Source organism: Rosenbergiella collisarenosi (assembly GCF_018494085.1).
Taxonomy (GTDB): Bacteria; Pseudomonadota; Gammaproteobacteria; order Enterobacterales; family Enterobacteriaceae; genus Rosenbergiella; species Rosenbergiella collisarenosi.
In genome coordinates this window covers 40,940-56,247 of sequence record NZ_JABBFP010000001.1, presented here as the reverse complement: position 1 = coordinate 56,247, position 15,308 = coordinate 40,940, and the positions used below count along the sequence as shown (strand labels likewise).

The following is a 15,308-nucleotide window of genomic DNA, read 5'->3' as shown; positions in this document are numbered from 1 at the left end:
TAGGCGTTATTCAATCGAAGTATTAATAGGCGGGGTTTTTCGGAACATTCTTTACTAAAAACACACGTTAGTGCATCGTTAATTGGCAATCCGTACTCCTTTTAACCTAAAAACTACTCTTCTTTAGCCGCTAAAATCGCCAAAATTGCGCCACTCAATGACTAAATGACGTTAAATTCGGCTTTTTTTTGGCGTAACGAGTGACAAATAGTTTCGGGCAGAGTATTTTACGCAGTGCTTAACTATCGCAGGAGATACCCGCAAGATGGCTAATAAATTTCACATTTTGCTCCTCAACGGCCCAAACCTTAACTTGTTGGGGACCCGGGAGCCAGAAAAATATGGTCATGACACCTTAGAGGATATCGTGTCATCGCTACAAAATCAGGCTCAGGATTTGAATGTGCAATTAAGTCATTATCAGTCCAATGCGGAGTATGCATTGATCGATCAAATCCATCTTGCTCGCGGCAAGGCGGATTATATCATCATCAATCCTGGTGCCTTTACGCACACGAGTATCGCCATTCGTGATGCGTTTTTAGCGGTCAGCGTTCCTTTTATCGAGGTGCACCTTTCTAATGTGCATGCTCGTGAGCCTTTCCGTCACCATTCATATCTTTCAGATATATCATCCGGCGTGATCTGTGGCCTTGGGGCTGACGGATATCGTTGGGCTTTACAAACAGCGGTAAAACGCCTGTTAAATTCAAATTAATATAGAGTACGGAACCCACTCATGGATATTCGTAAGATTAAAAAATTGATCGAGCTGGTTGAAGAATCAGGTATTTCTGAATTAGAAATTTCAGAAGGTGAAGAGTCAGTACGTATCAGTCGTTCACCGGCTAATAACGGCTATCCGATGATGCAGCATGCCTATGCAGCCCCTATGCAGCCTGCCCCAGCTCTAGCATCTGCCGTTGCACCCGCTGCATCAGAAGCTGCTGCTGCCCCTGCTGCGGCGCCGGAAGTAACTGGACACATCGTTCGCTCCCCAATGGTCGGTACTTTCTACCGTACGCCAAGCCCAGACGCTAAGGCATACATCGAAGTTGGCCAGAAAGTTAACGTTGGTGACACTCTTTGTATCGTAGAAGCGATGAAGATGATGAACCAAATCGAAGCGGATAAGGCTGGCGTGGTGAAAGCGATTCTTATCGAGAGCGGTCAACCAGTGGAATTCGACGAGCCAATGGTCATCATCGAATAACGAGGTCCCTATGCTGGAAAAAATTGTTATCGCAAACCGCGGTGAGATTGCACTGCGTATTTTACGTGCTTGTAAAGAACTCGGCATTAAGACAGTGGCAGTCCATTCCACTGCTGACCGTGAGCTAAAGCACGTACTGATGGCTGACGAGACAGTCTGTATCGGTCCAGCCCCTTCAGTCAAAAGCTACTTGAATATCCCTGCACTGATCTCTGCAGCAGAAATCACCGGCGCGGATGCTATTCACCCAGGTTATGGCTTTTTATCTGAAAATGCTGACTTTGCTGAACAAGTTGAACGTTCAGGCTTTGTATTTATCGGTCCTAAAGCGGATACGATTCGTCTGATGGGTGACAAGGTTTCAGCAATCAATGCGATGAAAAAGACAGGTGTTCCATGCGTACCAGGATCCGATGGGTCATTGGGCGACGATATGGATAAGAACCGTCAAATCGCAAATCGCATCGGCTATCCAATCATTGTCAAAGCCTCTGGCGGCGGCGGTGGACGTGGTATGCGCGTCGTGCGTAGCGATAAGGATCTTGAAACCTCCATTAAAATGACCCGTGCTGAAGCCAAAGCGGCCTTCAACAATGACATGGTCTATATGGAGAAGTACCTTGAGAATCCACGTCATATCGAGATTCAAGTGCTTGCCGATGGACAAGGCCAAGCGATCTACCTTGCAGAGCGTGACTGTTCAATGCAACGTCGCCACCAGAAGGTAGTAGAAGAAGCGCCAGCACCAGGTATTACGCCTGAGCAGCGTAAATTTATCGGCGATCGCTGTGCCAAAGCCTGTATCGATATTAACTATCGTGGTGCAGGAACCTTTGAATTCCTCTTTGAAAATGGCGAATTTTATTTCATCGAAATGAATACCCGTATCCAAGTCGAGCACCCGGTGACCGAAATGATTACGGGTGTTGACCTGATCAAAGAGCAATTACGTATCGCGTCAGGGCTTCCACTCAGCATCAAACAAGAAGATGTTGAAGTAACGGGTCACGCCATCGAATGCCGTATCAATGCCGAAGACGCGAATACCTTTTTACCAAGCCCTGGTAAAATTACCCGCTTCCACTCTCCGGGTGGTTTTGGCGTACGCTGGGAATCGCATATCTACTCTGGCTATACTGTCCCACCTCACTACGACTCCATGATTGGTAAGTTGATCACTTATGGGGAAACGCGTGCGGTAGCTATTGCTCGCATGAAAAATGCACTCGCTGAACTGATTATCGACGGGATTAAAACTAACGTCGATCTGCAGCTGCGCATTATGAACGATGAGAATTTCGATAAAGGTGGAACCAATATCCACTATTTAGAGAAAAAACTCGGCCTGCAAGAGACGTAAATATAGAATCCCAGTATTATCAAGGCCGGTCTGACCGGCCTTTTTCTTTGGTTGATCGCGAGGGCGTAAATGGATCCCCGTTTTATACAAGCGCATAAAGAGGCGCGTTGGTCCTTATTATTGAGCCTTTGTTGGGTTGCTGTCTGGATAAGCACAGCCTATTTCGGCGGGCAAAAATTAGGGGTATTCGGTTTTCCCCGTTGGTTTGAATGGTCATGTTTATTTGCACCCCTACTCTTTATCTTTCTCTGCTGGATAATGGTTCGCTATCTCTTTGCAGATCTCCCGCTTGAGGACTAATTCAATGAATACACACGTCCTTATTCCGCTAGTCATCTATCTATTACTCGTCGTAGTGATCTCCGTCGTGGCGATGGTGCAGCAAAAACGCGCTCAAGGCCCTTTCCTCACCGAATATTTTCTTGGTGGACGCACGATGAGTGGCTTTTTACTGGCCATGACCTTAACAACCGCCTATATCAGTGCTAGCTCATTTATCGGCGGGCCTGGTGCCGCCTATCAGTATGGTTTGGGCTGGGTGATGATAGCGATGGCACAAGTGCCGACGGTATGGCTTTCTCTAGGGGTACTGGGGAAAAAATTCGCGATTCTCGCTAGACGCTATCAGGCGATTACCCTCAATGACATTTTATATGCGCATTACCGTAGCCAATGGGTTGTATGGATCGCCAGCATTACACTATTACTCGCCTTTATCGGCGTAATGACTGTCCAGTTTATCGGGGGAGCCCGCTTACTGGAGACCGTTGTCGGTATCCCTTATACCCACGGTCTATTAATCTTTGGTGCCATCATCGCCCTCTACACCTCATTGGGAGGTTTTCGCGCGAGTGTCTTAAACGATGTTCTACAAGGTGCGGTCATGTTGGTGGGGACCTTCCTACTCCTCTTTGCGGTGATCCACGCAGCAGGCGGTACGGCTTCAGCTGTCAGCCAGCTGAAGCAGATTAACCCCCAACTTATCGAGCTCTCTGGTGTAGGGAATATCGTCACACCTAGCTTGGTTATCTCTCTGACGGTACTGGTCTGTTTTGGTGTGCTTGGCTTACCCAACACTGCAATACGCTCGATCTCTTATAAAGACAGCCGTTCCGTGCATAGAGGGATTCTGATTGGCACCCTACTACTGACTGTTTTGATGCTAGGAATGCATCTAGCCGGTGCCTTAGGGCGGGTCATTGTGCCGACGCTCACCGTGCCGGATCAAGTTATCCCGACACTCATGATGAAAGTACTCCCTCCTTTCGCTGCTGGAATTTTTCTCGCCGCACCAATGGCCGCAATGATGTCAAACATCAATGCGCACCTGTTACAGGCCTCGGCAACGTTGGTGAAAGATCTCTATTTACGCTTACGTCCTGCACGCGCTACGGAAGATAAGCATCTTCGTCGGCTCTCGGTATGTTCGACTTTTCTGCTGGGGGTCGCCGTCATTATCGCCGCGTGGCACCCTCCACAGATGATCATTTGGTTAAACTTACTCGCCTTCGGGGCTTTAGAAGCCGTATTCTTATGGCCCTTAGTACTCGGACTCTACTGGCGAAATGCAAATGCCTGTGGTGCAATAAGCAGCATGTTAGTCGGTGCCGTACTTTATAGCCTCCTCGCGAGCTTTTCACTGCGGCTGTGTGGTTTACACCCTATCGTCCCGGCGTTGATCGCAAGTTTCATCGCTTTTGTTGTCGCGAATAGAATTGGACAGCGCGTCACGCCAGACCACTCTCATCAATAATGGATATGCTATGCCTTGGATTCAAATTAAGATCAATACCTCAGGGAACCATGCTGAACAACTCGCGGATGCATTGGAAGAAACGGGAGCCGTTTCGGTCACCTTCCAAGATACCCACGATAACCCAGTCTATGAGCCTCTACCTGGAGAAACGCGTCTTTGGGGAGATACCGATATTATCGGTCTATTCGATGCACAAACCGATATGGCATCAATCGTTGAAATGATGGCGGCTCACCCCCTATTGGGCGAAGGTTTCCACCACAAGATAGAACAGATTGAAGATAAAGATTGGGAACGAGAGTGGATGGATAACTTCCACCCGATGCGCTTTGGTGAGCGCCTGTGGATTTGTCCTAGCTGGCGCGATGTGCCCGATGCGAATGCGGTCAATGTTATGCTCGATCCTGGATTAGCATTTGGCACCGGAACGCATCCAACCACCTCACTGTGCTTAACGTGGTTAGATGGATTGGATCTTGAAGGAAAAACCGTGATCGATTTCGGCTGCGGCTCTGGGATCTTGGCGATCGCTGCCCTGAAATTAGGGGCTTCACGTGCCATCGGGATTGATATCGATCCGCAAGCCATTCAAGCCAGCCGCGATAACGCTGAACGTAATGGCGTTGCAGATAAACTTGAGCTCTATTTACCCCATGAGCAACCGGAAAATCTGCAAGCGGATGTGGTAGTGGCTAATATTCTCGCGGGGCCATTACGCGAGCTAGCACCGTTAATCCGCGTACTACCGGTAGCCGGGGGTGAACTCGGTTTATCCGGTATCTTAGCGAGCCAAGCAGAAAGTGTTTGCGAAGCCTATGCACAACATTTCGTGTTAGACCCGGTCGCGGAGAAAGAAGAGTGGTGTCGTATTACCGGTAAGCGTCATCACCCTTAATAAGCCGAGAGCTTTACATATTCTTTGCTTAACCGAGCAATAAGCTTACCCAGTGTGTGCTTATAGTATCGCGGCACTAATAGTGGTGCTGCGATATGACAGGAACACCCATGAAAGGATTTCTTCCCCTATTTTTTACCTTCGCCTTAGTCGCCCCCTCAGCCCATGCCATTCCATGGTCCTACGAAGGAAACAATTCCCCAGAGAACTGGGGGACGCTCAGCAGTGAATACCAGATGTGTAAAGAGGGTGCTTATCAATCCCCTATTGATATAAAAGGGACCATTGATGCAAAACTCCCTCCCCTAGCACTTCACTTCCGCACCCATACCACCTCCATCGTAAACAATGGTCATACTCTACAATTGAACGTAGATGACGAAGACAATTTCGCGTTAGATGGTATCAACTTCAAACTTAAACAATTCCACTTTCATGCGCCCAGTGAGAATACTATCAATGGAAAATCTTTCCCTTTAGAGGCTCATTTTGTCCATAGCGACGCTGAGGGTAACTTGGCGGTATTGGCAGTGATGTTTGAAGTAGGTGATAAAAACCCAGCGTTACAGCAGATTATCGACCAAGCCCCAGTGCGTAAATATGAAACGCAGCCTCTCGATAAAACCATTGATATTGCGTCACTCTTTCCAGCCTCGACTCACTATTATCGATTTAGTGGCTCGCTTACCACACCACCCTGTACCGAAGGGGTTCGTTGGCTAGTGATGAAAGAGAGTGTTTCTCTCTCTGCTCAACAGCTTGAAAGTATTAAGTCGTTGCTGGGTATGACCAATAATCGTCCAATACAACCGTTGAATGGAAGAATGGTCGTGCAATAATGACGTAAATGATGCGGGGGGATAAACTTTTTAACGCCTTTGATCCCCCCTTATCAGTAATGTTTTAAGCCAAAATAATCAACTAAGTCACTGTTTACAATAGCTATTAGTCACCTCACCCTAGGACCTAGTCAAACAAAAGTGGGCTTTAAAACAAATTGTTCAAAGTTTGGCCTTTCATCTTCCATAAAAAATGCGTAATATACGCCGCCTTGCGAACATTTAAGGCCACTTTCTACCCTATGCGCATTGGACAATACCAGCTTCGAAATCGCCTGATTGCCGCGCCGATGGCCGGGATCACTGATCGTCCTTTTCGTACACTTTGTTACGAAAATGGTGCTGGATTAACTGTCTCAGAGATGCTGTCTTCTAACCCACAGGTGTGGGCGAGTGATAAATCTCGGCTACGTATGGTGCATAGTGATGAGCCAGGTATTCGCTCGGTACAAATTGCAGGGTGTGATCCTGACGAGATGGCGGCAGCTGCCAGAATCAATGTCGATTCTGGCGCGCAAGTTATCGATATCAACATGGGCTGTCCTGCAAAAAAAGTGAATCGTAAGATGGCGGGGTCGGCCCTACTCCAGCACCCAACTATCGTGGAATCTATTCTGCGAGCAGTGGTAAATGGTGTAGATGTCCCTGTTACGCTGAAAATTCGTACCGGTTGGGATACCGATAATCGTAATTGTGTTGAAATTGCCCAATTGGCTGAGCGCTGTGGTATTCAAGCATTAACCATTCATGGCCGGACTCGTGCCTGCCTGTTTAATGGGGAAGCTGAATACGACAGTATTCGGACAGTTAAGCAGAATGTTTCTATTCCCGTTATTGCGAATGGAGACATCACTGACCCGCATAAAGCCAGAGCAGTTCTGGACTACACTGGGGCTGATGCCCTAATGATAGGCCGTGCTGCTCAGGGAAGACCATGGATCTTCCGGGAAATCCAGCATTACCTGGACACAGGGGAGCTACTTGCACCGAAACCACTCGTTGAGGTGAAGTCAATGCTAATCGGACATATACGGGAGTTGCACGGCTTTTATGGCCATGCCAAGGGATACCGTATTGCCCGCAAACATGTCTCTTGGTACTTACAAGAACATGCCCCTGATGACCAGTTTCGGCGCTCATTCAACGCTATAGAGGATGCCAGTGAACAACTGGAAGCGTTGGAAGCATACTTCGAAAACCTGGCGTAAACGAAAAAAAAGAGCTTAAAGAACTATGTTCGAACAACGCGTAAATTCTGACGTACTGACCGTTTCAACTGTTAACTCACAAGACCAAGTCACCCAAAAACCATTGCGTGACAATGTAAAACAAGCTTTGAAAAATTATTTTTCACAGTTAAATGGTCAAGATGTTAATGAACTCTATGAACTGGTCCTGGCTGAAGTAGAACAGCCCCTGTTGGACATGGTAATGCAGTACACCCGTGGTAACCAGACTCGTGCAGCACTGATGATGGGCATCAACCGTGGTACTCTGCGTAAGAAATTGAAAAAATACGGCATGAACTAATCTTCATTCGTAACTGATTCAAAAGAAAGGCATTCTCTGTAAGGAGGGTGCCTTTTTTTATAGGGGAGGCTGACATCAGCGCACTCTCTTTCCCTTCATAAAGACCCACCTTAGAATGTGAATACTAAGCCCGCTCGTTATGTAGTATTCGATAATCTTCAGCCTCTATTGCCCTTTTTTTCCTCGCCGATGGTACATGCCCTCAATAAGGGAGGCGAGCGCCTCCAGCGCAACAATCCCCCTACATCAAGTTAAGGGGATAATTAAGCACTATCCTAACGACGGCATTTTTTGATATCGCTTTAACCGATAAATAAACAAGAAAAAGCCTTCCCGTTCCTATCTATAAGGAATACGGAAAAATCAGGGGCACAATGTTAATAAAAGATAGTAGAAATAAATTGAAACAATAAGCAACAAAAAACAAATAACAAAGAGTTCAAAAACAAGAAATAAAAAACTACTTTATTTTTCTAAAAAATATTTAAAAAATTATAAAAACTCGAGGTAAAAATGCACTACATTACAGATCATTGGTTAGTAGCATGGTTTACATTACTATTTATAATTGAATTTTATTTTCATAAAAACAATGATAGTTTAAGCAAAAAAAACAAACACTGGAAAGTTAATTTTTTGAATTTTTAAGCAACAAAATCAATTAGTTACTTCATAATGGTGCCTTTGTTTATTTTAGCGTCCAAAAATAGCAATGACTTCATACAGCACTTATCATTCTGGATATCAATACCGTTAGGCGTGGTAATCCTTGACCTATCCGGGTACATATTTCACAGGATTAGCCACGAGATAGAGTTCTTCTGGCGCTTTCATGATATTCATCATCTGGATGAAATATTAGATGTGAGTACATCACTTAGAGTTCATTTTTTAGAAGCACTATTTCACGCGATCTTAAACTCATTATTTATATATGCATTTGGTATAAGCCAAGAGTCAATTGCTGTACATGCATTGCTATCCTTCCTATTCGCTACATATCATCACTCAAGATTTAAAATACCTGTTAGCATTGAGGAAAAATTATCCTTACTATTTACTACACCAGGATTCCATGAGCCGCATCACGATATAGATATTAAAAATAATCAAAGTAACTATGCATTTATTTTTCCATTGTGGGACCACATATTTTCTACTTATCATAAAGATACCTTCAAGAAAGAATGGGTGTTCGGGCTTTCTTACTCAAATGACGTTGATGCCATAAAATCTTTAGTTAAACCATTATCGAAGGATGCTGGAAAATGAAAAATATAAATCTATATTACGTTAGAGGCGGAACCTCCTCCGGAGTAGTAATACAAAAAAAAGACCTACCTAAAGATAAGTCAAGCATAGAAAATATAGCTAGGAAAATATTCGGAGTTCCTAGAACTGAAAATCAGAGAAATGATGAAACACAAATAGAAGGAATTGGCAAAGGTAAAAGCACTAGCAATAAGTTATTTATTATCGATATCAATGAAGAGGAAAAGACCGTATACAGCACGTTCCTCCAATTGGAAAATAGTAGCAGTAAAGTATCATGGGATGTTAACTGCGGTAATATGACTACAGCTATACCTTTGGTTTTAGATGATCTAGGCATTATCGATAAAGTAAGTACTGATAAAAAAATAAAAATATACAACACGAACACAAAAAAATTCATTTATTGCTCGCTCCCAAAAGAAGAGGGGGTAAGCAAAGTATGCATTATACCTGGAATTCATAATTCATATCCTGAAGTAGATATTTTCTTTAAAAACCCAGAGGCTAGTTTAACCAGCTCTTTATTCCCAACGGGAAATAAAACTGATAAAATCAAAGATATAAATGTAACTTGCATCGACGCTGTCGTTCCGATGGTGATTATAAAATCAGAGGATTTAGGGTTATCAGGAAAGGAAAGCAAATTAGATTTATATCAAAAAAAAGAAATTATCAGTTACATTGATGAAATAAGAGTATTGGCAGGGGAGAAAATGGGAATAAAAAACAAATCTGGTGTGAAAATGACAGCTATAGATTTAAAAAAATCAATAACCCTTCCCAAGGTCGCGTTAATAAGTAAAGGTGATGACGTTAGCGATATATCAACAATTTATCTAACGCCTAAAGAAATACATAATTCAGTGGCAGTTTCTGGAGGTGCATGCTTAAGCTACGCCTGTTATATCGAGGGTAATATTGCATCAGAATTATATAAAGGTGATAGTACTAGAATAAAAAATTTCTCAGGGGTATCGGATTTTGGAGTTCAAAAAACACCTGGCGGTATTGAGCTATATACAAAAAGAAATGCACAAATATATATGAAAGGTGAGTTCTATCTATACGACGATTAATAATTACATCCCAATGCCTCGGCTTCTTGGCCGTGGCAGGGCGTGTTGTTCACTCTAAGAGGAATCGATGCCCAGTCGACAAAAATTCCGGTTCTGAGATTTATATTCTTGGCGAACATTATATCAATATTGCTTAGCCTCATCCTTTTTACATTATTTAGGGATGAGTCGGTTATTCGCCTGAATTTTCAAACCACGCCCCACCTTCACCGCTGAATGGTAATAGCGATTATTAAAAGTAGTCGGGACATGGTTAGCCGAAAAGTGCCTCCTAAGCTTTTTATCATTTAATGATTTAGAGTCATTACCCATCTTACAGCTTCATATCCTTTGGTTGATAAAACCAACATGTGTTTCATAATCAGAATTCGCAAGATGCTTTTGTTGGATATATCAAAGTAATCTGCAAATGATTGGTCAAGTGAAATGTGAATGAGTGATAAAGTAAATATAAATACCCCGCTAGCTTCATTCCTGAGGTTAGAAACTTGAAGATTATTCACAGTTTAAGTCACAAAAATAACCAAATCCCAATAAAGCCTTTAGCATACTTTAATGTTTCTTTATCAAACTATAATTTCACCCCATATCTATGGCTATTTCTATGGGGAATTTGATGTTAGGTAGGGACATTTCCTTTAAGGCTCTTAGAGTGCGTTACAGCTCAATCTTTACCCCTGAATTTTAATAAAAAAAAGGCCAGTATGCTTTTCAACCAGAAAGACTACACTTTTTCATTTTTATAAATATTTTGTCCATTTTACAACTATTTTGTTATCCCACATTATTGTGCATTTGTGACAATGGTGATGGGATAAGACTGGTGAGAAGCTCGTTATCATATTCTAGAAAAAAGCTGTGAAGATTTTCATGATAGTAACTTTACATAATAAGCAGCCTAAATTTTTATTTTAATGGAATGTTTTCAAAAGAGAGGCAATTAGGGGGGAGAAAAGCACATCGAAAAGGTAATAACGCGTATATTTTGTCACCACCGGAGCTTCTAACACTCCGGTAAGGTAGCATTCTCTAAGACTCTATCCGTTAAATGAAGGGGTAGCCTTAGATTAATTTTTTAAGCCATGAGATGAGGCATCGTTAATGTCTGCGGTCATGCGTACGAAATTATTCGAACTTGCACCGGTGATTTTGTAGTGGCCACCTGATTGATGAGCCAATGCAGCGATCTGAGATTCGGCGCCGTCCAGCGTAGAGTCGGTTACTGAGACGCTCTGCGCGAAACTACCGAATGAGGCTAAAGAGAGCGTTGCGATGGTAGCAATAGCTAATGTTTTTAAGCTTTTCATGGGGAACTCCTTAATGATTAATTTTATTAATTTGTTTAACTGAGATAATAATAACCTAGGTTACTATAACCTTATTAACTATATGTGCGCTTTGCATAATTATTAATCGTCGGATCAGCCAGCCATAAGAAAACGCGTGTTACTACCGAGAATGAGGATCGTAGTCTTTGTTACGAGCGACTGTTGAAAAGTATCGATAAAAAGAGATGAGTCGAGGTAAAACGATTAAAGATGAGTGTGTTAGAACGCAAAGAGGGTCGGTGATCGAGAGCGGCGCGGTGAAATACTGACGTATCACACCACACCGTAGTCCAGCTAAAGAATTAGAGTATTAAGCAACTCACCGTCAATCGCCGCCCTTACCAATCTGCCAGATAAAGGTAGGGGTATTCTTGTTAACGTGCCAATCGCCAATATTTCTAATCTTATAAATCACTGGGTTATGGGAAGAGAGCGTACGCGCATTACGCCAATGTCGATCGAGCGCCTTACTGAGACGCGTATCGGAAGCCCCCAACGCATTAAAGAGTTCGCTCGCGCCACGGAGTACCCATTCCGTGGCGATAACTTGAGCTTTAGCGACCTCGACCTCTGCTGCGATATTCGCTTGCTGAATAAGTTCCTCATCGCCGCTATCGTGCACCGTAAACGCGTACTCAAGGGCTTGTGAGGCGCGGTCGACCGTCGCTTCTACTGCGTAGGACCAGCTGGCAAGCTGGCCGACCACCTGCAGGACTTGGGCATCGTGCCTCACCAAGTTCGCATTACCGTGACTATAGACACGTTGTCGAGCCGCGACTGCCGCGCTCGCATCGCGCGTCAGTGCTTTGCTTATCCCCGCCAAGGCGCTGAGAAGCACTTGCTGATAGAAGGCAGTCTGGTAACGAAAGCGCTGACTAAAAGGATAAACATGCGCCTGCTCGACCTTCGCTTGAATAAAGCGAGTGGTACCACTACCGGTCAAACGCTGGCCGAACCCGTCCCAGTCGTCTTCTCGCTCGACGCCAGATTGATGAACATTCACCAGTGCAATCACATCGCTGCCGTCATCCTCCCGCTGCGCATACACATCGATCCAGTCGGCATATAACGCCCCGGTGCTATAAAATTTTTCGCCGTTAAGCCACCAGCCGTCGCTCTGAGGAGTAACTTTGGTTATCACCTCCCCAACCTTCACGTCTCCGACTTCTGTCCAGCCGCTACCGACTAACTCTCCATCGATAAAGCGTGCAAACCAACGTCGACGAAGTTCGGTATCAGGCTGATTCAGCAAATCTTCCACAAATGCAAAGTGCGCGCGTAAGGCTTGAGGCAGATTCGAATCGGCCTCTGCAAGCTCAGTCAGTAATATAAACAGCTGCGGCAACGAGACGCCGTATCCGCCTTGTTCAACGGGGATACGCAACGTACCGAATTTAGCCGCTTTCAACCAGGCTAAGGGCTGGTACGGCAGCTCGCGATCTCGTTCTCGTTGTACCGTCCCCTGCGCAATCTGTGCGAAAAGAGGGCGGAACTGGTTGGCGAGCTGTTGGAACGACGGGTGCTGGCTCATATTAAACTCCTGGTTCAAAATCGATATCGTGTGCGGTGGGCTCAAAGCGAATAATGAGTAAGAAAATGATCGGTAACGCGGCGCTTAGTGCGACAAACCAAAACATATTGGTGCCAAACTTCGCCTGTAATATGGGTAAGATAAATAATGCTAACGCACTACCGATGCCCGAGAGTGCGCGACTAAAACCGACCCCCGTGGCCCGAATATGCGTGGGATACGATAACGAGGGATAGACCATAATCTGTGCCCCAGGCCCAAACCCTTCTGCAAATAACCATAACCCCAGCATCAGAATGGCTACAACGATCGCGATGGTGGATGTCGGGTGCCCGGTGATCGCAAGAATAGTCAGCGCGATAAACTGTAGAGCGAATCCCGCTATCGCCACATGCCGGCTTGCAAATTTCCAGGCTAAGCGCATCCCTAACAATCCCCCCGTCAAGGCAAAGAGGGCATTAAGCCCCAATGAGGCTGAAATTGTCTCGAACACTCCCGCTCCCAAAAACTGGGCGAGAATTGAAGGAAGAAAAAAAGCAATCGCCGTATATTCAAAAGATACACAGACATTCATGACTGATGAGACCAACGTACGTTGGCGGTAAGGGGCTTTGAACAGTTCACGGTAACTGACCTTAGGCGGCTTCTGCACGCTCTGCACCTCCTCGGGTAGGGCATTGTGCGCCTCGATCCCATAAGATTTCTTTAGAATACGCACCGCTCCATTGAGATCGCCTTGGTTAGCGGCCCACAATGGGGATTCGTTCATGAAACGACTACGCACTGCGATAATCAACAACGCGGGCACGGCTCCAAAGAGTAATGACGCGCGCCATAGCCAATCGATGTGTTGTGGGGGGAGCAGAAAATAGAGGCCAAAAATCAGTAAAAAACAGACGGTCGAGGCCGCATACCACATCGGGCACCACGAGGCGACGCGTGAAGCCTTATTGGCTTTACCGGTAAACTTAGAAAACTCGGCTAAATACGCCATCGCCACCGGCAGATCCACCCCCACACCGATCCCCATCAAAAACCGCGCGCCGATTAACACCCATACGTTAGGGGCTAACCCTGCGGCAATCGCTGAGACAACAAAGAACAGCATATCGGCCATAAACACCGAATAACGCCCATACTTATCCGTTAGCCAGCCCCCTAGGAGATTACCAATAATCGTCCCGACCATAATTGCCGAGGCCACGACCCCGGTGAGGGTCGGGGTTAAATGGAACTCCCGCACCACATCGTCGATACCGTAAGAGAGCGTGGTGAGATCGTAAGCATCTAAAAATACCCCCCCAGAGCAAGAAAGACGATCCAGCGAGCATAATGACTCTTCTGACTCGATGTATTAATCAGCTGCGCCACATCGCTAACTGAGCGAATGGGTGTCGATGTCGCGAGCGAAACCACTGACGGCTCCGACTCAATATTTAGTGAACTCATAGCACCCTCTTAATCAATGATCGATAGTTTGTTATGCGTCGGTTATAGAACGTCTTTCATCACCGGCAAAATAGAAAATAAAGATATCTATTTCATTAAATTCAATAAGTTAATTAAATTATGGCGAAGGCAGTCCTGAGCCTCCCTACGCCCATTGTATTAAGACTATTTATGCATCACTGCTGAGAAATTGGGACTAACACCCCTTTAACTTTGGGATCGTCGGTAGTCGCTAACCACTGCTGTAATCGCTTATCAGAAAACGCTTGAATCAGCTTTTGGATCGCGGGGTCCTTAAGATAGGCACTCCCTACGACAAGCTGAGAGGCAAAGGTCCTCGGCGCAGGAGGGAAAAGTATTCCTTTCTCACGCCCAACCTTACCGGCATCGAATTGTGAAACATAACCGATGGCGGCATCTACCGAGTTAAGTACTCTTGGCATAGTGAGTAGGCTTAATTCTTTAAATCTAAAATGATGGGGGTTCTCGCGAATATCGCTCAGCTTCGCGCTCCGCGGTTCAATGTTTGTGGCCAATTGGATGAGCCCAAGGCGTTGCAGCATCCAGAGTGCTTGTCCCTGATTAGCCCCATCATCAGGGACCACAATCGTCGCCCCTTGCGGTAATTGTTCGATCGTTGAATAGCGATCAGAATAGATCCCAAAGGCCCATTGAAATAAAGGTTCTGTAGCCGTCAATGCGAAGTGGTTTGCCTCCACGACTTGCTTTAGCCACCACTGGTGCTGATAAACCGTAGCGGCATACTGCCCGTTTGCAACGGCCCGATCGGCCTGTACAGGATCTTCAAGCCCGACTGACTGAATCGAGATCCCGTAATCTGGGGCAATATGCTGTGCCACGTAATCGATAATAGTCTGCTCACCGGCCATCGCCGGTTCGAAATGTACGCTCAGATGAGAACTAAACGTCACGGGGGCACGGCGCTGGGAGAAAACGTGTTGAGCCACTATCGCGATAACGACAACAATAAGAAGAATGGCGATCCCTAGCGGCCAGCGACGCTTTTTACGTAACTCGAAATCAGAGTGGTTCATG

At 45.4% G+C, this 15,308-nt stretch carries 14 protein-coding genes and 1 pseudogene; 11 read left to right on the top strand and 4 right to left on the bottom strand.

All coding sequences use genetic code 11. From position 1 onward, the window contains the following. The first annotated feature begins 265 nt into the window (after positions 1 to 265). The 11 genes from aroQ to HGT70_RS00220 all read left to right on the top strand — a co-directional run bounded on the left by aroQ (position 266) and on the right by HGT70_RS00220 (position 9,944). Complete coding sequence (gene aroQ, locus HGT70_RS00270) at positions 266 to 718, top strand: type II 3-dehydroquinate dehydratase (protein ID WP_071433526.1); 453 nt, start codon at positions 266 to 268, stop codon at positions 716 to 718. 21 nt (positions 719 to 739) lie between these two features. Next, positions 740 to 1,213: an acetyl-CoA carboxylase biotin carboxyl carrier protein gene (accB, locus tag HGT70_RS00265; RefSeq protein WP_214194585.1), complete on the top strand. Its 474-nt coding sequence runs from the start codon at positions 740 to 742 to the stop codon at positions 1,211 to 1,213. 10 nt (positions 1,214 to 1,223) lie between these two features. Continuing rightward, positions 1,224 to 2,573 carry an acetyl-CoA carboxylase biotin carboxylase subunit gene (gene accC, locus HGT70_RS00260; protein WP_214194584.1) on the top strand — a complete coding sequence of 450 codons (1,350 nt, stop codon included), beginning with the start codon at positions 1,224 to 1,226 and terminating at the stop codon, positions 2,571 to 2,573. Between the two features lie 69 nt (positions 2,574 to 2,642). Then, positions 2,643 to 2,873: a DUF997 family protein gene (locus HGT70_RS00255; RefSeq protein WP_214194583.1), complete on the top strand. Its 231-nt coding sequence runs from the start codon at positions 2,643 to 2,645 to the stop codon at positions 2,871 to 2,873. Between the two features lie 4 nt (positions 2,874 to 2,877). Next, on the top strand, positions 2,878 to 4,326 hold the full coding sequence (panF, locus tag HGT70_RS00250; protein WP_214194582.1) for a sodium/pantothenate symporter: 1,449 nt from the start codon (positions 2,878 to 2,880) through the stop codon (positions 4,324 to 4,326). Between the two features lie 10 nt (positions 4,327 to 4,336). Beyond that, positions 4,337 to 5,224: a 50S ribosomal protein L11 methyltransferase gene (gene prmA / locus HGT70_RS00245; protein ID WP_214194581.1), complete on the top strand. Its 888-nt coding sequence runs from the start codon at positions 4,337 to 4,339 to the stop codon at positions 5,222 to 5,224. Positions 5,225 to 5,334: 110 nt separating this feature from the next. After that, positions 5,335 to 6,063 carry a carbonic anhydrase gene (locus tag HGT70_RS00240; protein WP_071433513.1) on the top strand — a complete coding sequence of 243 codons (729 nt, stop codon included), beginning with the start codon at positions 5,335 to 5,337 and terminating at the stop codon, positions 6,061 to 6,063. Between the two features lie 242 nt (positions 6,064 to 6,305). Further along, a complete protein-coding gene (gene dusB, locus HGT70_RS00235; RefSeq protein ID WP_071433511.1) occupies positions 6,306 to 7,271 on the top strand; it encodes a tRNA dihydrouridine synthase DusB in 966 nt (321 codons plus the stop codon). A 25-nt stretch (positions 7,272 to 7,296) separates the two neighbouring features. Next, positions 7,297 to 7,593, top strand: coding sequence for a DNA-binding transcriptional regulator Fis (gene fis, locus HGT70_RS00230; protein ID WP_048912826.1), 297 nt, complete (start codon positions 7,297 to 7,299; stop codon positions 7,591 to 7,593). 675 nt (positions 7,594 to 8,268) lie between these two features. After that, positions 8,269 to 8,865 (top strand): sterol desaturase family protein, encoded by a 597-nt coding sequence (locus HGT70_RS00225; RefSeq protein ID WP_244968783.1) that lies wholly within the window; start codon positions 8,269 to 8,271, stop codon positions 8,863 to 8,865. Continuing rightward, entirely contained in the window at positions 8,862 to 9,944 is a 1,083-nt protein-coding gene (locus tag HGT70_RS00220) for a PrpF domain-containing protein (RefSeq protein WP_214194579.1), read from the top strand. Before HGT70_RS00225 ends, HGT70_RS00220 begins: the two co-directional genes overlap by 4 nt. A 1,067-nt stretch (positions 9,945 to 11,011) precedes the next feature. Here the strand turns inward: HGT70_RS00220 and HGT70_RS00215 are convergent. From HGT70_RS00215 to HGT70_RS00200, 4 genes and pseudogenes are all read right to left on the bottom strand, one after another. Beyond that, a complete protein-coding gene (locus tag HGT70_RS00215) occupies positions 11,012 to 11,251 on the bottom strand; it encodes a DUF1471 domain-containing protein (protein WP_071433505.1) in 240 nt (79 codons plus the stop codon). Positions 11,252 to 11,597: 346 nt separating this feature from the next. Continuing rightward, positions 11,598 to 12,803 carry an acyl-CoA dehydrogenase family protein gene (locus tag HGT70_RS00210; protein ID WP_214194578.1) on the bottom strand — a complete coding sequence of 402 codons (1,206 nt, stop codon included), beginning with the start codon at positions 12,801 to 12,803 and terminating at the stop codon, positions 11,598 to 11,600. Position 12,804: 1 nt separating this feature from the next. Next, a pseudogene (locus HGT70_RS00205) lies at positions 12,805 to 14,252 on the bottom strand (MFS transporter). A 176-nt stretch (positions 14,253 to 14,428) separates the two neighbouring features. Further along, a complete protein-coding gene (locus HGT70_RS00200; RefSeq protein WP_071433499.1) occupies positions 14,429 to 15,307 on the bottom strand; it encodes a MetQ/NlpA family ABC transporter substrate-binding protein in 879 nt (292 codons plus the stop codon). Between the last annotated feature and the right edge of the window lies 1 nt (position 15,308).